We start from the raw sequence: 20,597 nt of genomic DNA on the forward strand, positions 1-20,597 counted from the left end.
AACGATATGTATTTTGACACAAAGCGCGTTTAAATAGCGCGCATCACATCATGTTTCATAAAAAAGTTTTGGGCTAAAACGGTACAGGACAATTAAATGTCAACTGCTGAGCTGTTTTAGGATGAGTGAAGCTTAGTTCTGTCGCATGTAAACACAAACGATCATAAAGCTGTTGTTGTTCTGGCGTAGCGTACAAAGTATCACCTAAGATCGGGTGACCTAAATACTGCATATGCACACGAAGCTGATGCGAACGACCTGTAATCGGAACGAGTTGAACTCGGGTTACAGGATGTCCATTAATTTCTAAATGTTCGATGACTTGCCATTCTGTTAATGCTGGTTTGTGATGCGATGCATCAACGATATGCAATGGCGGACGACTTGGATCATAAATCACTGGTATATCGACGATGCCTTCACCTTCGAGATGTCCAGCAACCAAAGCTTGGTAAATTTTTGAGGTTTGACGATCTTGGAATTGGCGAGAAATATGACTCTGCCCAAATTTAGATAAACCAAAAACGAGTATTCCTGAAGTGTCCCGATCTAAACGGTGAATCAGTAAAGTTTTTGGCTCTAGTTTTAATAAGCGATTGATTAAACAATCTTGCAAATCAGGTGTTTTTCCAGGTACGGTGAGTAGCCCTGCGGGTTTATGGATGACCATAAAATCTTCATCACGATGAATCAAATGTTCACTTAGAAAATCACTCAAGGTAGCCTTCCAACGACTCGATGAAAACAAGCGGGCAATCATAAAAACCTTAGACTAGAAATACAATGAAAAAATCGATTTAATTCTAATTTTTTATTCCATATCTAAAAAAACACCACAACAATAGTCATGGTGTTTCCTGATATCTGAAATTAAGCAGAAGCTTTCATTTCAGCAAATGTTTCTTTTGCAGCTTGAATCGTTTCTGCAATATCTTGATCAGAGTGTACTGAAGAAATAAAACCAGCCTCAAATGCTGAAGGTGCAAGGTAAACACCGCGTTTAAGCATACCATGGAAGAATTTCTTAAACGCACCCACATCACAGGCTAACATGGAATCAAAACTTGTGATGTCATCTTGATCTGTGAAATACAAACCAAACATTCCACCTACTTGCTGAGTTTTGAATGGAATACCAGCTTCATCTGCTGCAACTTGTAAACCAGCAAGCAGTTTTTCTAATTGCGCAGCTAATTTGTCATAGAATTCAGGTTCACGCAGATGCTTAAACATCGCAATACCTGCACGCATTGCCAAAGGATTTCCTGACAATGTCCCTGCCTGATACACGCCGCCTAGCGGTGCGATACACTCCATGATTTCACGTTTACCACCAAAAGCACCCACTGGTAATCCTGCACCAATGATTTTACCTAAAGTCGTTAAATCTGGTTTTACCTTATAGACTGATTGCGCTCCACCAAGAGCAACACGAAAACCTGTCATTACTTCATCAATAATGAAGACTGATTTATATTCATCACAAACATCACGAATTGCTTGCAAGAACCCGTCAATCGGCGTTACTAAATTCATGTTGCCTGCTACAGGTTCAATGATTACGCCTGCAATCTCATGACCAAACTTACTAAAACATTCTTTTAATGCTTCAATATTGTTATATGGCAAAGTTAAAGTATGTTTTGCAAAATCAACAGGTACTCCTTTAGAAGTCGGCTCCCCCTCACCCAAAGTAAGTAAACCTGAACCTGCTTTAACTAATAATGAATCAGAGTGACCATGATAACAGCCCTCAAATTTCACAATCTTGTCACGTCCTGTATAACCACGTGCCAAGCGAATTGCAGTCATCGTCGCTTCAGTTCCTGAACTGGTCATACGAACCATTTCGATCGAAGGCATAATTTCGCAAATCGTGTCTGCCAAAGTGGTTTCATGCACGGTTGGCGCACCAAAACTTAAGCCATCCTCAGCTGCGATTTGCACCGCTTTAATAATATCAGGATGTGCATGACCTAAGATCATCGGTCCCCATGAACCTACATAGTCAATATATCGTTTGCCATCAACATCCCACAGATACGCACCTTTCGCTTTCTCAATAAAAACTGGCGTACCGCCTACACCGTTAAATGCACGTACAGGTGAATTTACGCCACCTGGAATATGTTTATTCGCCTGTTTAAATAACTGTTCTTGCTTTGGAGATAAACTCATATGAGGCTCAACCTAAATCGAAATAATGGGGAGTGACTAAAGTCCCAACTTGTGAACACACAGAATTATGCAAATAATTTCGCCCATGCGCTGACACGAGCAGGAATTTCGGCTGTTGATCGCCCTAATATATCACTAATTACTGCACAAAGGCTTGCTCCAGCCTCTATCACGACTTGAGAATTTTCAACAGTTAAACCTCCAATCGCACAAATTGGCACATCATATTTTTGTTGAGCCTGTTTGATGACTTCGATTCCCACATTGCCCGCTTCTGGTTTAGTTGATGTCGCATAAACAGCACCAAATGCTACATAAGTCGCGCCTTCAGAAATTGCTTTTGCTGCCAAGTCTAATGAGTTTAAGCAAGTACGTCCGATAATTACTCCTTGGGGTAAACGCTTAATCGCATCAGTAATTTCACCATCGGACTGCCCTAGATGCACACCTAAACCAAATTGTTCTGCTAACGCCAAATCATCATTAATGACAAAAGGGACTTGATATTTTTCACAAAGGACTTTGATCAACTCCACTTCAGATGGTTGATTTATTTTTTCTATTTTTTTTCGACGATATTGCAAAATAGCTATATGACCAGTAGCTAGTGCAGCCTCTAACTTTTCTAAAAGAAGTTGAATGGGATCATCATTGGTGATGAGGTATAAACCGCGCATGAAAATTTCACTAAAAAAACGTTGGTTTCAGGGTATATTTTCTTATTTAAAAATTAAAGAGAGTGTACACATTTACATTACTAAAAATAAATCTTAGAACAAAAAAGCTGCTATGACGCAGCTTTAGACATTTCTAATTTTAATATCTTGTTTAAGATTCAATTTTATCGAACTGACGGTCAATTAAACTTAGACGACCACGAACTACATCAGACAACATACGCCAATCTGAAATAAAACTATAAAGTGGTTGTTTAAAACTCGCTGGCTTATTGTGTTCAAAGAAAAAGTGTCCAACCCATGCACACGCATAACCAGACAATAAACCATAAGCCAAATACTTTGCTTTGCGCTGGCGAATGGCTTTACTCCAAAAATACAAACCCAGTGTACTGCCTGCAACATGCAAACGTCGGCTCGCAATACTACGATGTTCAGTTAAATAAAAGCGGTAAAATTCATTATAGTCTTTAATTGGCAATGTGAATTCTACTGGCTTGTCGATCTTCGCTGGTGCATTCATGTGGATCATCCTAATCTTTAAACTCCCCACAACTTAAAGTATTTTTTGCTCAAAATAAAGTCATTGTGAGTCATCCTCAACGAGACTTAAAAGATCTTTACAATAATTTTTGAGATCAACACGTTATACTAATTTTAGAATATTTATCCAAAATGGTCAGGAGTTATAACATCATGGAAATAGAGCTTAAATTTCAGCTACCTGAATCTAAGAAAAAAAGTGTCCTGCAATTTTTAAATAAACAATCAGCTCAAAAAATTCGTTTGCAAGCAAAATACTATGATACTGCTGATCGTCTATTAGCAAAAAATTATGTGGCTATTCGTCTGCGTCAAGAAGGTGATCACTGGGTACAAACATTTAAAGCTGCGACTAAAAATCATTTGCAACGCATTGAAGAAGACATCTATTTAGGTAAATGCGAACAAGAACCTGAATTGGACCTTACACTTTATAAACATAATCAAACCGTTCAAAGTGTACTACGTGATGTATTAGGTGACTCGCCTACTGAACTACTACTTCAGTTCCAAACAGATGTGCAACGTACATTTCATGTTTTTGAATTTGGAAATTCGCAAATCGAAGTTTGTTTAGATGATGGTGAAATTCGTACACCTAACAATCAAGCCAAAATATGTGAAGTTGAATTTGAATTGAAACAAGGCTCACCCCAAGACCTAATTACATTCGCAGATACATGGGTGAAGAAATATCAATTATGGCTAGATGTTCGCAGTAAGGCTGAACGCGGTAATTTGCTTGCGATAGCTAAACGTGTCTCTCCTGCTACTAAAGCAAAAACGCTCAAATTAGAATCTGATATTAGTGCTGATCAAGCAATCAAACAAATTGTCGAAAATACGTTAAATCATATTTTACCTAACGCAGCAGCGATTGCTGATGGTGTTGCAGAAGCGGATCATATTCACCAAGCACGTGTGGGAATACGACGTTTGCGCTCTGCATTAAAACATTTTTCAAACTGGTCAACTCAAGTTGATGAGTCTTGGGAAAGTCAGTTAGCTGAAATTTTTAGAGTTTTGGGTGATTCGCGTGACAATGATGCAATCCAAGATTCTGTCATCCCTTTAATTCAGAAAGTGTGTGATTTTGAATTCAAGCTTCCAGCCTCTGACTCAACTAATATTGTCCAGATTTTCAGTCGGACTCTAACTACTGAGCTATTTTTATCATTACTCAACTTTAGCTATCGTGAATCTAAATCAAAGCCTAAAGTCACTAAACAAGCTTCAAAAAGCTTAACCAAGCTCTATCAAAAAATCCTCAAGGATGCAGAACATTTTTCATCACTTGCTGTAGAAGAACAGCATCGAACCCGCAAACGAGTAAAACAATTGCGTTATTGCATCGACTTTATTTCTGATCTTTATCCTGAGAAAGATGTTCAACAATTCCTAGATAAATTACAGCCAATTCAGGAATATTTAGGTTTTTATAATGATTTGTTTGTCGCTGAACATATTTTCGAGGAACAAGCTACAGAGCACCCACAATTTTTATTTGCTTTAGGTTGGGTAAAAGCACAACAACCACATGTTGCTAAGAAGGCTGCAAAGAAACTAGAGGATTTATCGATCAAAGACATTTTTTGGGATGAGGAGTGATTGCTCTGCAAGGGAAAATCACCTTACTCTGTTATCGTGCTGGTGGCATGGATGCCGCCGTTAAGCTTTGGCATCAAGGATGTGCCATCAACTTAACGGAAGGGTTTTGTTACTTTTGCCCAGTCAAAAGTAAGGCACTACCTATACAAAAAGTATTCGGTTATTCATAATTTTTGAGGTCTTGCTCACCTTAACGAAAAATGAGAATTAATCCTTTATCAGGTAGATAATATCTTCATATTGAGCTTAAAATCATTTACCGATACTTCCCAAAAATCTTCCACGTGCCATTATCCGCAATCGGATCACTATAACTATCATTACGTTGCTTACGTGGTTTATCCCGTGCATCCACCAATTTAAAATGTGGTTCGACGCTTAAAATTACACCATTCATATAAAAACGGGTTCGTGTATATTCACTTTGCCCATGCTGAAACACATAAGTACGTAAATCTATAAACTCACGATGAGCCACCAAAGCAGCAGTGTCATCACTCCCTAACCATTCTTGCATCGCAAAAATCTGATCTGTGTCAAATTGCCCACACTTTTCGACCAATGCCGCAACACCACGAAAAGTTTTAGACTCTTTAGCGCGAGTTTTATTGATTCGAATACGATCGACGTGAAAGAAAAACAATGGCAGATTCAGATGGCTGGGTAAATGAATCGCATCCACAGGCTCATCTTCCATAAAAGGCTGACAAAGTTCCTGCGCCCTTTCAATCAATGGTTGCCATTGACGATAATACTCATCGACCTGATCTTTTAGACCATAATAAATCGGTAAACCTTCAACATGTTCCAAATATTGAGGTGGATAAATATGTTGACGAAGTAAAGCGATATCTGTTTTTAAGCTTTGAATGGCGATAGCATCTTGCATGATGATATTTCGATTTGCTTAGGCTATTTTAGATTAAGGCAAAGGTTTAGTTTCGACAAGGCTTTGACTATAATAAAACGTCTTATTTTTGTTGGAAAATGATCATGTCTCAAAAAATCAACGCCACCGATGTGACGGAAGAAGAAGCGTTAAATGCGGTGTTTTTTGAGCGTGCAGATGAATTCATCAAACTCGCTAATGACTATTGCCGCCCACCGAAAGGTCAACCAGCAAAACCAGAGGAATTACGCGGACAAGTAAGCGCTGCTATGCTATTTGCGACTGCTCGTTTTAATACATGGGTTGCTGCAAATAACTTTAAAGATGGCAATGAAATGCGCGACGCTAAAGAGCAAGTGATGACTTATTTGCTTCAACAATTTCAAATGATGCTCGAAGATAATTTTGACGAATATTGCGAGCAGTTTGAAAACTATTTACGCTTCCGTAAAAATGAAGATTTTCATGCTCATAAACATGATCATTGACGAGTAAATTAGTCTTTAGAGATTAAATATTTATCTTCATCAGAACAAGGCATTCATTAGTTTAATGCCTTGTTCTGATTCAATAAATTAAAAAGCTGTATTAATTAGATAAGCTGTATAAGCGATAAAACTGAATAACCAAATTCCACCTTTTAAACGCCCGATACGTCCGTGCCCTTTCAAGCTGATAGTGAAAAAAAGTAGACTCAAGGTGAGTACGCCCATTACCACCATATCACGCTGTAAAACCTCTTGGGGTACTGTAGTAGGATGAATCATTCCAGCAAGTCCAACCACTGCCAAAGTATTGAACATATTTGAACCAATTACATTTCCTATCGCGATATCAAGTTCACCCTTTCTAGCAGCAGCGATGGATGAGGCTAACTCTGGTAATGAAGTTCCAATAGCTACAACAGTTAAACCAATAATTAATTCACTTACACCAAAGGATTGAGCAATCTCAACAGCTCCCCACACCAATAGACGTGAGCTTATAACTAATACAATTAACCCAAATATTAGCAGAGGGATAGCCTTCTTAAGAGGTATTTGATGTGTTTGTAGTTCAAAATCAAATTCATGGCTTAAAACATCACTTTTACTGCGCATACCTTGCCAAATTGTCCATCCCATATAAACAAATAAAAGCAAGAACAGTAACAATGCATCATTCCGACTCAGTTCGCCATCCATGATTTGCATGATCGCTACCACTGTCACGGCTAATAAAAGAGGTAGCTCCTTACGAACTATTGTTGAATGCACCACGATAGGGTGAATGATAGCCGTCAGCCCTAGTATTAATGCAATATTAACTATGTTTGAACCATAAGCATTACCTAACGCAATACCAGGATTACCATCTAGTGCAGCCATGACCGAGACAACAAGTTCGGGAGCAGATGTACCAAATCCGACAACGATCATGCCAACCAATAATGAAGGCATTCCTAGATGATGAGCAGTTGCAGAAGCGCCATCAATAAACTTGTCAGCACTCCACACCAATAAAACAATTCCAGCAAGAACAGCGATTAAAGCTAAAAGCATATTATTCCCCGCACTTTAGTTTGAAATGAGATTTATGAATCATAAAATCTCATTTCATACGAAGAAAATAAAGCACTTAAGTATTATTTTATTGATGACTAAAAATTAGCTTAGTCCGAAACTATTGATGCCAATTATTGTTGCGCTTTTCCATACTGATCTGCCATAACCTCAACAAACTGATCAAGCTTAATATATTTCTTAATCACAGTATCAATGTCAGATTTCGTTAGTTTACCAATTTCCTGATCACGTTTTGCTCGATCCAGCAGTGTTTTATTGCGCTCAAGTTGACCCGTCAACATGCCATGAATCGAACGTTCATCTTCTAATGAAGTCACACGTTTCTTCATAATGTCAGCTTTTGCAGCTTCAACTTCTTGCTGAGTAACACCTTTATCAAGTAAATCATTCAACACTTTATGCACAGACTGTGAGACTTGATCTGAGCGGCCAGCTGTATAATTTGCTGAAATACTCAGTGAACCACTTTCTGTATCTGAATCTAAATCTACACTACTACCAAATCCATAGACCAATGCATTTTTCTCTCTTAGCTCTTGAGCTAAACGAGACGAAAGCTGAGAGTTCCCCATAATGTGACTTAAAATCATCAATGCAGCCGCATCTGGATGATAAGCGCCTACTGGAATTGTGAGCACACTTTGATAACTTCCAAACTCACGTTGCTCAGATAAGGCATGAACTTTTTGAGCTTTAAATGCTACAAATGGAGTGACTATCTTTTGATATGGCTGTTTCGTCTTCCATTTTCCAAATGCATTTTCTAGAGTTTTCTGCATTTTTATAGCATCAAAATCACCAGTCACTGCAATTTGTGCATGATTGGTCATGAAGAATTGATCATAAAATTGCTTAACCTGTGACTGAGTGGCATCTTTAAGCTGTTGTTTAGCCAACTCAGGTTCAAAATGATAACGCAAGTCACCTGGTTGATAGGTTTCAAGTAGTCTTGCTAAAGTCATTGATGATACGATCGCTGGTTCTGTATAAGGACGATCTAAAGCAGATAAGCTCTGATTTTTAGCCAAATCGAATTCAGACTGCGAAAACTTAGGTTGTTTAATGACATCAATGATAAAACTTAAAAAGTCTTCAAATTTGTCTTTTTTAGCCTGAACCACAATGGTCATTCCATTACCATTCGAACTCACCGATGCTCCCCCACTTGCAGCAATTGCCTTATCGGTAATTTCTTGTAAAGTATGTTTTTCTGAACCACGTAGCATCAAATAACTGGTTAGATCTAAAGTAACACCTTTGCCGAATAAAGATTTCTCATTACCAAAATCTAAACTAATCGTGGCATAGGTTTTATCATCACGTGTTGGGGTTGGGAATAAAGCATAACGAATGCCATTCTTTAATTCGCCTCGTTGAATCTTCTTTTCATTCTTTTGTAACTGCTGGGCAGATTGTTCGATGAACTGTTTCACCTCTTGCTGATAAACACTTGGATCTTTCAGCGGTTCAGCTTGCTCAGTGTTTTGATCTAAGGTTTTTGGTTTATTTTCAGCTTTTAAAGTCATCGCTTTTTTCTGATCTTCTGGAGTAGGTAAAATATCCCCAGAAATTCGATGTGAAGCGACTAAAAATTGTTTTAAAGTTTGATTAGCATCTTCAAGTTTTAAGTTCTGAATCGCCTCTAAGTCTCTAAAGTATTCATCCCACTGACCGTGTGAAGACACAGCATAATCACTCAAACGTGAGCCTAAAGCGACTGCATCATTAGCAATCGTATCGGCTGTATTTTGAGTAATATTTTTTATACGTTGTAATTCTGCATCAGTAAAAGTTTTACTATTTTCAACCCCATCAACTAGAGCATCACCCACTTTCTTCGCATCATGATTAGGCGCGTAAATCGCTCCCATAAATACGACATTAAAGTCTTGGTCTAACCAAGTGGTTGATTGCACTGCTGTACTAATACCTGTTTCAACCATACTTTTATATAAAGTTCCACTCGGTTGCATCGTAAATAATGCTGGAGCGAGCGCTAAAGCTGGCTGTAATTTTTCATTCTTGCCATTCATGTAAATATTAAACTTGGCAAGATCACTTCCCTTTTGTACCGTAAACTGGCGTTGTTCAATTTTACTTGAATCTAAAACAGGGACTTGTACTGGGCTTGGAATTTTACGTGCTGGAATAGGGCTAAAATATTGATCAATTTCCTGTAAAACTTCTGTTTTATCGAATTTACCAGAGATCACCATGACCGCATTATTAGGTGCATACCAAGTTTTATAAAATTGGTTCAGCTCATTCATTTTGATCGATTTCAATTCAGGTAGATCACCAATCGGCAAACGCCCTAAATATTGATTTCCGTAAGCAGCTTTCCACATTTGATCCATCAATACCGCAAATGGCTGATCCATACGGATTTCACGTTCGCGTTTCACAATTTCAATTTCTGATGGAACAAATTTCTCCTGAAGCACCAATTTATCCATGCGTTCAGATTCTAAATACAGAATCTCATTGAGCGCATTTTTCTCTGGACGAACAATATTCAAATACTTAGTTGAATAATAATCAGTGCTTGCATTTGTCATTAAGGTATATTGATCAAGGCGACGTTGAAATTCCTCACCTTTTACATTTTGTGTTCCTTTAAAAGCCAAATGTTCAAGCAAGTGAGCCAAACCACCTTTGCCCTTTGGATCATTCAAAGAACCTGTCATATAAACTGTATTTACAAAGACTTTATTTTCTTTTTCATTTGGGGCGAGAATAACTCTAAAGCCGTTGTCTAATTTATATTCTTCGATATTTTTTTCAGTTTTTACGAGTACAGCCTGAGACCATGAAGCTGCGCTCACCCCAAGTAAACAAAGAGAGAGTGTAAGTTGCTTAAACCGCATTAACATAGATTATCCGAATATTTTTGATGATTTAAATAAATACAAGCGTCCATACTAGTAAACAGCATAGTTTTTTAATAGTTATATTTTGAAAAAAGCTGTTCACTTAAACAGCTTTTTTCATTGTTTTTATTCGTTTTTTGTTACAAGCTAAATAGATAGTTCAGCCTGCATATATAACTTTGCATATCCCGAAATTTCAATACGCTCTGCTGACTCAATGAAGCATTCCAAAATGCCACCACGTGCTGATGCTTGATATGCAACTAATCGTTGTTTGTTCAGTTTTTCTGCCCAAAGTGGAACAATTGCCGTATGAATCGAACCTGTTACAGGATCTTCGTCTATCCCAATCGCAGGAGCAAAATAACGTGACACGCAATCGAACTTTCCATCCTCACCTTTTGCAGTTATTGCAATATCAGGTTGAGATGCAGTAATTGCTGTACGTACCTGTCCTAATTGTTTTAATTTCTCTAGGTTCGGTTGCTCATCCAATACATCTTGGACAGACTCATATTCAACAATATAGGCTTGAGCATTTAAATAAACGGCCTTAAATGGCTTGGTTAAGCCATCACGTAAAGCTTGTGGATAATCAGAAACCTGTTCAGCTTTACGAATCGGAAAATTCATTTTGATTTTCCCATCAACGTCTTGAGTAACTATAAAAATTCCAAGTTGACGGACATGAAACTGTATGGTCTTCGCTTCTGTAAAATCTTTAAATAAAACATAAGCACTAGCTAAAGTTGCATGTCCACAAAAGGCAACCTCATCTGTCGGTGAAAACCAGCGTATTTCGTAATTAGCATCATCTATTTTTCGGACAAAAGCTGTTTCTGATAGATTATTTTCTAATGCGATATTTTGCATTAAATGCTCATCTAACCAATTATCCAAAACTATAACCGCTGCAGGATTGCCCTTGAATAATTCTTTGGTGAAAGCATCAACTTGATACATTTTCATAACAGCAAACTCTTCATAATTTTCAGCCTATTTTGAACAAATGATCTAAAAATACTAGATACAGTTTTTTTAAAATTTACGATACAACTAAAAAGCTCAACACAGAATTAATATGAAATATATAGAACAAAAAAAAGAGCGGTTTAACCGCTCTTTTAAAATCATGAATAGATTAATCACCCATATGTTCAATAATTGCTTGACCAAATTCAGAGCAACGTACCAAGGTTGCACCAGGCATTAAACGCTCGAAATCATAGGTCACTGTTTTTGCTTCAATCGCACCTGATACACCTTTAATGATCAAATCAGCAGCTTCAATCCATCCCATATCACGCAGCATCATTTCAGCAGAAAGGATAATCGAGCCTGGATTTACTTTATCTTGTCCTGCATATTTCGGCGCTGTACCGTGTGTCGCTTCATACACCGCAATCGCACCACCAATATTTGCACCTGGTGCAATACCAATACCACCAACTTCTGCTGCAAGCGCATCAGAAATATAGTCACCATTTAAATTAAGCGTGGCAATAACTGAATAATCCGCTGGACGCATAAGAATTTGCTGTAAAAATGCATCTGCAATCACATCTTTAATAATGATGTCTTTGCCTGTTTTTGGATTTTTAATTTTAACCCAAGGACCACCATCTAATAGTTCTCCGCCAAAACGCTCCATCGCTAGCTCATAGCCCCACTCTTTGAAGGCACCTTCGGTGTACTTCATGATATTGCCTTTATGGACAAGCGTCACTGAAGGTTTATCATTATCAATTGCAAACTGAATGGCTTTACGGACAAGACGTTGAGTACCCTCTTTTGAAACAGGTTTAATCCCAATACCACAACCTTCATCAAAACGGATTTTTGTTACGCCCATTTCTTCTTTTAGAAATTTGATAACTTTTTTAGCTTCATCCGAATCTGCTTTCCATTCAATCCCTGCATAAATATCTTCAGAGTTCTCACGAAAAATAACCATGTCTGTTAACTCAGGATGTTGCACAGGTGATGGTACACCTTCAAACCAACGCACTGGTCTAACACAGACATACAAATCAAGTTCTTGTCTGAGCGCAACATTTAATGAACGGATACCACCACCAACAGGAGTGGTTAAAGGACCTTTGATTGAAACAATAAATTCACGTAATGCTTCGAAAGTCTCTTCTGGCATATAAGTGCCATATATTTTATCTGCTTTTTCGCCGCAATATACTTCCATCCACTCAATTGAACGTTTACCACCATACGCTTTTAGAACAGCAGCATCTACTACTGCCTTCATAGCTGGTGTAATATCCACACCAATACCATCACCTTCTATAAAAGGAATGATTGGATGATTTGGAACATTCAGTGACAGGTCTGCGTTTACTGTGATTTTGTCACCGTCAGCAGGAACCACGATCTTCTGATAACCCATTTTACAGGTTCTCCCTCATGTGTATCTTGCGAGTAAATGTATGCCTTCTATGGCATACTTTCGTTGTTATTACATGAAACAGTTTAATCCATAAGCAAGGTTTTTGAGATTTATAGGAGAAATACAAACATTTCTCTCTTAAATAAAAAGCTTTATGTCATGGTGCCACTTAAAGCCAAAGTAGTATATTCATATGAAAATAGTTGTATTTAATAAACCTTTTGACGTGTTGTCACAGTTTCGTGAGGATGAGGCGCATTTAACGCTGTCACATTTTATCCACGATCCTGATTTACGTCTTGCAGGTCGCCTTGACCTCGATTCTGAAGGCCTCATGTTCCTGACTGATCACGGCGGTTTAAACCAGTACATCACCAACCCAACCAATAAAAAATTTAAAACTTATCTCGCACAAGTTGATGGTGATGTCACAGAAGAAGCGCTAGAACAGCTACGTAAAGGTGTTGAGCTTGCTGATGGTATGACACTTCCTGCAAAAGCAATTAAGGTTGATCAACCTGAGTGGTTGTGGGATCGTGATCCACCTGTTCGCTTCCGTGCCAACATCCCAACGAGTTGGATTGAACTTCAGATTTGTGAAGGTCGTAACCGTCAAGTTCGTCGTATGACAGCTGCTGTTGGTTTTCCGACATTACGTTTAATTCGTACCAAGATTGGTGCCATCGACCTTGTACGTTTAGGTTTACAACCTGGTGAACAAAAAGAGATCGAACCTTTACTTTATCCTGATTTTAAAGATCTTCCTGAAGATAAGCCTTATCGTTCTCGCTCATACGTGAAAAAACCCGGCGGCACTGGTGGTAAACCAATGCATCAGAAAAAGAAAGAAGGCGATAAAAAAGACCCAAATAAGAAAAAGTCTGGTACTAAGCGTATTTGGCAAATGGATGAAAGTGAGAAACCACGTCGCAAGACCAATGGTACAACACGACCAAATACCAAAGCTCCACGCGGACGTAGTCGTAATAGTCGTTAGAATTTAGATGTTTTAAAGCCCACGGAAGTGGGCTTTTTAAATTTATATAGTTTGTATTTTCTATAAATCAGCTTTCTTCAAAAAGAGATTTACACAATAAAATGGATGGTTGGTTTGATATATATGAATAAGTAATTCATATTTTACTGAACGCCCATTTATACTTTCATAAAAAAAATCTAATGAATCTTCCAATTCTTTTTTTTGATTTAATTGATCTATTTGAAATTGAGCTATTTCAAATCTAATTTCCTCTGATGTAGATGCTTTTACGGTACTAAGTTTTTTTTAAAACCTCCTTACTCTTCGGGTGTGTTATTCTCAAATTAAAAGCATCTCCTCCCAAATTTTCTAGAGTGTAATTGATCACAAGAAATACTATATTATGGTTAATATCTATCTTAGGATCTGTGCTACTGCCATAAACGGGAGAATTTAGTTTAGATTGAGAAATAATAAATCTTGGTTCGAGCATCTTATGCTGTTCATCGAGTTGTTGTCTTTGAAGTTGCAATAATTCAACTTGCTGTTTTATCCCTTCTCTCATCTCATCAATCTGAAGTTGAAGCGCTCTTTCTTGTTGCTCTAAAGCTTTGGTATTTTGTTCTAATTGTTTGCCCTGCTGCATATACCCTAAAATCAACCAAAAGAAAGCAACGGGTGCAAAAACACCAGCTAAAAAATCTCCAAACTCATTCAAAGACTTCGGATGTTCTAAGCCTGTAAAAAGATAAATAAATACAATAATTGCAATCCAAATTACTGTAACAAGAATTCCAATAGTTAAACTTCTCTTATTCATAGATTTTAAAGAAATGAATTCTAAATTTATGTTTTATTTAAATTTAAATAGATTATTAATAAACAGTCAAATTTAAAAATATCTTATCTATCAAATAAAAAACCGATGCTTTCGCATCGGTCTCTTTACATTACCAACAGGTTTGTTAGTTCTGCATTAACACTTAAATAGTTTCAAGCGTAGCATTAAGCGTTGAGCTTGGACGCATTACAGCACTAACCTTCACAGGATCTACAGCATAGTAACCACCAATATCAGCAGCTTTACCCTGTACTTCACTCAATTCAGCAAGAATTTTTTGCTCATTTTCAACTAAAGCTTTTGCAAGAGGAGCAAACTTCGCTTTTAACTCAGCATCTTCGTCTTGAGCAGCAAGTGCTTCAGCCCAATACATTGCTAAATAGAAATGACTACCACGGTTATCTAGCTCACCAGTACGACGTGATGGAGACTTATCGTTATCGAGCAGTTTACCCGTAGCTTGATCAAGTGTTTTCGCTAGTAATTTAGCACGTGCATTATCTTCTTTAAGACCTAGCTCTTCTAAAGATACTGCAAGCGCAAGGAATTCACCTAGCGAATCCCAACGTAAGTGGTTTTCTTCAACTAACTGTTGAACATGCTTCGGCGCTGAACCACCTGCACCTGTTTCATACATGCCACCGCCCGCCATTAACGGAACGATAGACAACATTTTCGCTGAAGTACCCAACTCCATGATTGGGAACAAGTCAGTTAAATAGTCACGTAAAATGTTACCAGTTACAGAAATAGTATCTAAACCACGAGCTACACGTTCAAGCGTATAACGCATTGCACGTACTTGTGACATGATCTGAATGTCTAAACCTTCAGTGTCATGCTCTTTTAAGTACTTCTCAACTTTCTTGATCAACTCATTTTCGTGTGGACGATATGGGTCAAGCCAGAAAATTGCAGGCATACCAGAGTTACGCGCACGACTTACTGCAAGTTTTACCCAATCGCGAATCGGTGCATCTTTCACCTGACACATACGCCAGATATCGCCTTCTTCTACATTTTGAGACATCAGTACTTCACCCGTGTCTAAATCTGTAATGTTCGCAATACCAGCTTCAGGAATTTCAAATGTTTTATCGTGTGAACCGTATTCTTCTGCTTTTTGAGCCATCAAACCAACGTTAGGTACAGTACCCATTGTTTTCGGATCAAAATTACCGTTCCACTTACAGAAATTGATCATTTCTTGGTAGATACGTGCGAAGGTAGATTCTGGCATTACCGCTTTACAATCGTAAGGTTTACCATCTGCACCCCACATTTTACCGCCACCACGAATCATCGCAGGCATTGAAGCATCTACAATTACATCATTTGGTGAGTGGAAATTGTCGATGCCTTTTGCTGAATCAACCATTGCTAATGCAGGGCGATGTTCTTGGCAAGCATGTAAATCTTCAATGATTTCTTCACGAAGTGAGGTTGGTAAAGTAGCGATCTTTTCATAAAGACCAGCCATACCGTTATTGACGTTAATACCTAACTGATCAAATAACTTGCCGTGTTTCTCAAATGCTTCTTTGTAGTAAATTTTCACACAGTGACCAAAAACGATCGGGTGTGAAACTTTCATCATTGTGGCTTTTACGTGTAACGAGAATAAAATACCTGCTTCACGGCAATCATCGAGTTGCTTCTCATAGAAGTCACACAATGCTTTTTTGCTCATGAACATTGAATCAATTACTTCGCCATCTTGAAGTGCTACTTTCGGTTTCAGAACAATCGTCTCACCACGCTTAGTAATCAATTCCATCTTCACGTTACGTGCACGATCAAGCGTCATTGATTTTTCACCATGATAGAAGTCACCTTCTTCCATGTGTGATACGTGTGTTTGAGACCACTGTTTCCATTCAGTCATCGAATGTGGATGCTTCTTCGCATAGTTTTTAACAGCAGCAGGCGCACGACGATCTGAGTTACCTTCACGCAATACAGGGTTTACAGCAGAACCAAGACATTTACCGTAACGAGTCTTGATTTCTTTCTCTTCATCCGTAGTAGGATTTTCTGGATAATCAGGAATTGCATATCCTTTAGACTGTAACTCTTTGATACATGCTGTCAATTGAGCAACAGATGCACTGATATTCGGCAGTTTGATGATATTCGTATCTGGATCTTGAGTAAGGCGACCAAGCTCTGCAAGGTTGTTAGCTACCTTCTGCTCATCACTTAAGTAGTCCGAAAATTCTGCAAGCACACGCGCTGCAACAGAAATGTCACTCTTGACAATTTCTATGCCAGCTGGCTTAGTAAAGGTCTCAATGATCGGCAGTAGCGAGTAAGTCGCCAATAACGGCGCCTCATCAGTCAGTGTATAAATGATTTTTGACTTTCCACCAGCCATATATAGCCCCTTGTGTTAAATTGAGTTTTTAGAAGCGAGCTTTTGGCCCAGCCTCTGCGAACCGGTTTGCTTGATTTAGGCCTGAGAGTATCAGTCTTGATCGCATCTCAGTCAACGCAATATCCTGTGATAACGACATTTCGCTACGAAATAGTAGTTGTGAGCTTAGGCATTTAGCCTTGCGAACCGGTTAGCTTAAATAAAACATGAGATTATCAGGATTCACCCTAAGCCAGTCAATGTCATATCCTGTGATAACGACATTTCTTTAAGAAATACTACAAAACATATACTCTTCGTTATTTTAGAATTTGAAATAAATTTACAAATTATTATTTATTTCAATAATTTAATAGAAAAAAAAGAAACACCGCTCAAGGCTGTGATCTTGAGCGGTGTCTCTTTGAAAGCTTGGATAAGACTAAAGTTTTAGCCATGCATCCAGTTTGTTTTGATCTTCAATATTGAGTTCAACAGTCGCTAAGGTGTTTTCCCCTGCTATGAGCTCAAATTGCAATAACTCATCTCTACGAAATGCGTATGCATTATAAGTCCCTTGCTGTTTAGCATACTTAGATAGTAGTTTTTCAGAAGCTTTTAAGCCATCGATTGCAATGATCACATCATTTGCAGATAAGCCTGCTTTTGCTGCAGCACTTTCTCGACGAACATTTTGAATAACAACACCTTCAGCTTTGTCAGTAACTTTTAAGCCGAATGGCAATGCTTTGTCATTTTTAAGCGTATAGCTCAAACCAAACTCAGGTAAAAGTTGATCTAGTGGTAATTCATCAGTGGTATTGATCAAATGATTAATCTGTTCAATCCAATTATCACCAGTCAATTCATTACATAACTCAAAAATCGTGCGATCATTAACTTGTATGCCATTTTGAGTATTTTCATACAAACGACGCATAAGCGCATCTAGATTTGAACCACGTAAACGTAAACCCAAATCTAAACACAATGCGACTAGACTACCTTTGTTGTAGTAACTCGTTCCTGCATTATTTGAGTTTTCATCCTGACGATAGAATTTAATCCATGCATCAAAACTTGACTCAGAAACAGATTGAATAAAACGTCCAGGATTCTGTAGATAACGGTCAATTTGAGCTTTTAATAAATCAAGATAAGACTTTTGTGAAATGACGCCACTACGCAACAAAATTAAATCATCGTAATACGAAGTAAATCCTTCAAAGATCCACAACAAACTGGTGTATGACTCTTTGTGTAGATCGTAATTTGCGAAATTCTCTGGACGAATAAATTTAACTAACCATGAATGGAAATACTCATGGCTACATAAACCCAAAAAGCGCTGATAGTCTTTTGATGGTTCTTCTGGTTCATTTGCTTTAGGCAAATCATCACGAGGTGTGATTAAGCTTGTGCTATTACAGTGCTCTAAACCACCATAACTATTGCCTGTTGCCATCGTCATAAAGGTATAGTTTTTAAAAGGTGCTGAACCAAACATATCTATTTCAGTACGGCATATTTTTTCAATATCTGCCTGAAGACGATTTAAATTAGTCGCGTGTTTGCCTGAAATCACAAACTCATGTGGGATACCATTTGCATCAAAGCTAAATCGGCTTTGTTCTGCTAACTCAAATGGGCTATCGATTAGCTGATCGTAACTCTCTGCTTTTAAAGTAAAACGCCCCTTAACAAGACTCTTTGAAACTAGACCTGTTGCCAGTTGGAAATGCTTTAATTCGCTTGGTAGAAATAATTCTACTTCACATGGCGCTTGTTCTTGATCTTGGAGACCTAGACAAACACACGCTGGGTTTACGTATAGTCGTGTTTGATCAACATAAGCACCACGTACGGATAAATCATATGCGTAGACATCATATTCAACAGTAATAAGCTCATGATCAGTATTAAACAAACGCCAGCGATTTTTCTCTGTTTTTTTAATTTTTAATAAGCGCCCAGCTTCGTCAGAAGCTTTTACCGATTCGATATGCTTAGAAAACTCACGAATCAAATAACTACCAGGAATCCAAGTCGGTAACCATAATTCTTGATTAGGGTTAGCCAGAAAACGAAGGGTGACGTGAATCAGATGTTGGCGATAATCGTCGAACTCAATTTGATAGTGCAACATAATTTAAGATCATAAAAATAAGAACGGTTTCACACAGCTTAGCATTTTTTTACAAAGTCATGCGTAGATGTCGTAATTGTCAGCAAAAGTGGCTGGATTCTCCACTAAAAAAGTCATAGGATGCTTTTTTCGCATTCCATGCCCATGGATCGGCTGCTCAAGGTGTACTCGTGAAATTCATCCTCTCCCTCTTTACGTTCTTTAGCCTATTGTGTGTAAATCTTGCACATGCAAGCTTACTCAAAATATCGCCTGAAACGGTCGAAGCACAAGCATGGTCTATTGTCGATGCGCAGTCTGGACAAATTATTGCCGAGCACAATAGCCACGTTCAACGTGCCCCTGCTTCACTCACTAAGATGATGGTTGCTTATATCGCATTAAAAGAAATTGAGGCAGGAAAATTACGTAAAGAAGATATCCTAACGGCTACACCTGTTGTAAATACGGTCATGTGGGATGAGTCCCAAATGTATTTAAAAACGGGCGAAAAAATTTCAGTTGACCAACTACTGGCAGGACTCATTGTCATGTCTGCAAATGATGCAGCTGTTACACTAGCCGAGAAAATCTCAGGTAGCGTCCCTCAATTTGTTGCTCGTATGAATCAAGAAGCACAAGCTCTTGGGATGAAAGATACACATTTTAGTAATCCTGCTGGAATTACAATGCCTGATCACTATTCGACAGCAGCAGATTTAGGTTTATTAGCCAAAGCCATCGTTCAAGATACGCCTGAATATTTATATTATTCAAAAATGCCTAGCTTCAGTTATAACCAAAGATTCCATCATGCAACCAACCTCGCACTCAAAATGGATCCGACCGCAGATGGTCTCAAAACAGGTTATACCAAAGCTGCTGGTTATAATTTGGCACTAACAGCAGAGCGTCCAACATTCAATCCTGATGTCGAGAAACGCCGTTTAATCGTTGTGGTTTTAGGGACACCTAGCGCTGTAAAACGTGCTGAAGTCGCACACAAGTTAATGAATCTCGCATTTACTTATACACGGGATGAAGTTGTAATCCCCAAGCACCGATTAATTGCAGAACTTCCTGTAATTCGTTCAACGCTAAAAATGTTCAGAGTAGAAACACAACAACCTACTATTGTGACAACTTCTCTTTATGATCGACCGATGCCTATTGATCTGAATACATTTAATCTTTTAACTCAGCGCATCCACCTAGTTGACGCAAATCAATTGGTCACTACAGTTGAACCGCTCCAAAGCACCAATACACATATCAATATTGAATTGAATGAACAGCATTTGACAGCGCCACTGATGCAAGTCATGAACTTAGCGACAGTTTCGGTTTATCAGAATAATCAATTGATCCGAAGTCTACAGATTGAAAATGATGTACAAATTGAAGAAGCTAATATTTTTCAAAAAATTATGATCTGGTTTTCTAATTTATTTTCATTTTTTTCAACAAATGACAGTCAGAGTGCCAAACTCTACCCATTAAATCAAGGGTAGAAACTCGACTATTTTTCTCAAGATTAACCATAGAATCCAGTGAAAAGGATGGCATAATCG

The 20,597-nt window shown here is 38.1% G+C and carries 16 protein-coding genes; 4 read left to right on the forward strand and 12 right to left on the reverse strand.

The annotated features are described in order from the left end of the window. Window positions 1-73: 73 nt before the first annotated feature. The 4 genes from H2677_RS10920 to H2677_RS10935 form a co-directional block, all read right to left on the reverse strand. Window positions 74-718 (reverse strand): RluA family pseudouridine synthase, encoded by a 645-nt coding sequence (locus H2677_RS10920; protein ID WP_171057542.1) that lies wholly within the window; start codon window positions 716-718, stop codon window positions 74-76. 152 nt (window positions 719-870) lie between these two features. Continuing rightward, complete coding sequence (gene hemL / locus H2677_RS10925) at window positions 871-2,178, reverse strand: glutamate-1-semialdehyde 2,1-aminomutase (RefSeq protein ID WP_004956254.1); 1,308 nt, start codon at window positions 2,176-2,178, stop codon at window positions 871-873. Window positions 2,179-2,243: 65 nt separating this feature from the next. Further along, window positions 2,244-2,855: a thiamine phosphate synthase gene (gene thiE / locus H2677_RS10930; RefSeq protein ID WP_004956252.1), complete on the reverse strand. Its 612-nt coding sequence runs from the start codon at window positions 2,853-2,855 to the stop codon at window positions 2,244-2,246. A gap of 151 nt (window positions 2,856-3,006) precedes the next feature. Further along, a complete protein-coding gene (locus tag H2677_RS10935; RefSeq protein WP_004956250.1) occupies window positions 3,007-3,378 on the reverse strand; it encodes a DUF962 domain-containing protein in 372 nt (123 codons plus the stop codon). Between the two features lie 173 nt (window positions 3,379-3,551). On the opposite strand from H2677_RS10935, the gene H2677_RS10940 reads away from it, so the two are divergent. Then, a complete protein-coding gene (locus H2677_RS10940; RefSeq protein WP_212638539.1) occupies window positions 3,552-5,006 on the forward strand; it encodes a CYTH and CHAD domain-containing protein in 1,455 nt (484 codons plus the stop codon). Between the two features lie 256 nt (window positions 5,007-5,262). Here the strand turns inward: H2677_RS10940 and H2677_RS10945 are convergent, their stop codons facing one another. Continuing rightward, entirely contained in the window at window positions 5,263-5,895 is a 633-nt protein-coding gene (locus tag H2677_RS10945) for a hypothetical protein (RefSeq protein WP_004956245.1), read from the reverse strand. 104 nt (window positions 5,896-5,999) lie between these two features. On the opposite strand from H2677_RS10945, the gene H2677_RS10950 reads away from it, so the two are divergent. Continuing rightward, the gene (locus tag H2677_RS10950) at window positions 6,000-6,383 is read left to right on the forward strand and encodes a DUF3144 domain-containing protein (RefSeq protein WP_004956242.1); all 384 of its coding nucleotides are present in this window, start codon (window positions 6,000-6,002) and stop codon (window positions 6,381-6,383) included. A gap of 87 nt (window positions 6,384-6,470) precedes the next feature. On the opposite strand, the gene H2677_RS10955 is transcribed toward H2677_RS10950, so the two are convergent. The 4 genes from H2677_RS10955 to icd form a co-directional block, all read right to left on the reverse strand. Further along, window positions 6,471-7,436 (reverse strand): calcium/sodium antiporter, encoded by a 966-nt coding sequence (locus H2677_RS10955; RefSeq protein WP_212638540.1) that lies wholly within the window; start codon window positions 7,434-7,436, stop codon window positions 6,471-6,473. A gap of 134 nt (window positions 7,437-7,570) precedes the next feature. Continuing rightward, window positions 7,571-10,333, reverse strand: coding sequence for a M16 family metallopeptidase (locus H2677_RS10960; protein WP_212638541.1), 2,763 nt, complete (start codon window positions 10,331-10,333; stop codon window positions 7,571-7,573). 144 nt (window positions 10,334-10,477) lie between these two features. After that, complete coding sequence (locus tag H2677_RS10965; protein WP_212638542.1) at window positions 10,478-11,299, reverse strand: PhzF family phenazine biosynthesis protein; 822 nt, start codon at window positions 11,297-11,299, stop codon at window positions 10,478-10,480. A gap of 172 nt (window positions 11,300-11,471) precedes the next feature. Continuing rightward, entirely contained in the window at window positions 11,472-12,728 is a 1,257-nt protein-coding gene (icd, locus tag H2677_RS10970; protein ID WP_087540023.1) for an NADP-dependent isocitrate dehydrogenase, read from the reverse strand. Window positions 12,729-12,921: 193 nt separating this feature from the next. Here icd and H2677_RS10975 point away from each other — a divergent pair, with 193 nt between their 5' ends. Then, window positions 12,922-13,725 (forward strand): rRNA large subunit pseudouridine synthase E, encoded by an 804-nt coding sequence (locus H2677_RS10975; RefSeq protein ID WP_004912587.1) that lies wholly within the window; start codon window positions 12,922-12,924, stop codon window positions 13,723-13,725. Window positions 13,726-14,002: 277 nt separating this feature from the next. Here the strand turns inward: H2677_RS10975 and H2677_RS16090 are convergent, their stop codons facing one another. From H2677_RS16090 to H2677_RS10990, 3 genes are all read right to left on the reverse strand, one after another. Further along, window positions 14,003-14,527 (reverse strand): hypothetical protein, encoded by a 525-nt coding sequence (locus H2677_RS16090; RefSeq protein WP_407929286.1) that lies wholly within the window; start codon window positions 14,525-14,527, stop codon window positions 14,003-14,005. A gap of 163 nt (window positions 14,528-14,690) precedes the next feature. After that, a complete protein-coding gene (locus H2677_RS10985) occupies window positions 14,691-16,922 on the reverse strand; it encodes an NADP-dependent isocitrate dehydrogenase (RefSeq protein ID WP_004912593.1) in 2,232 nt (743 codons plus the stop codon). A gap of 421 nt (window positions 16,923-17,343) precedes the next feature. Then, window positions 17,344-19,047, reverse strand: coding sequence for a M61 family metallopeptidase (locus H2677_RS10990; RefSeq protein ID WP_212638544.1), 1,704 nt, complete (start codon window positions 19,045-19,047; stop codon window positions 17,344-17,346). Between the two features lie 170 nt (window positions 19,048-19,217). Here H2677_RS10990 and H2677_RS10995 point away from each other — a divergent pair, with 170 nt between their 5' ends. Continuing rightward, window positions 19,218-20,537, forward strand: a complete 1,320-nt coding sequence (locus H2677_RS10995) for a D-alanyl-D-alanine carboxypeptidase PBP6B (RefSeq protein WP_212638545.1) — start codon at window positions 19,218-19,220, stop codon at window positions 20,535-20,537. Window positions 20,538-20,597: the final 60 nt, after the last annotated feature.

The sequence above is a fragment of the Acinetobacter junii genome (assembly GCF_018336855.1).
GTDB lineage: Bacteria > Pseudomonadota > Gammaproteobacteria > Pseudomonadales > Moraxellaceae > Acinetobacter > Acinetobacter junii.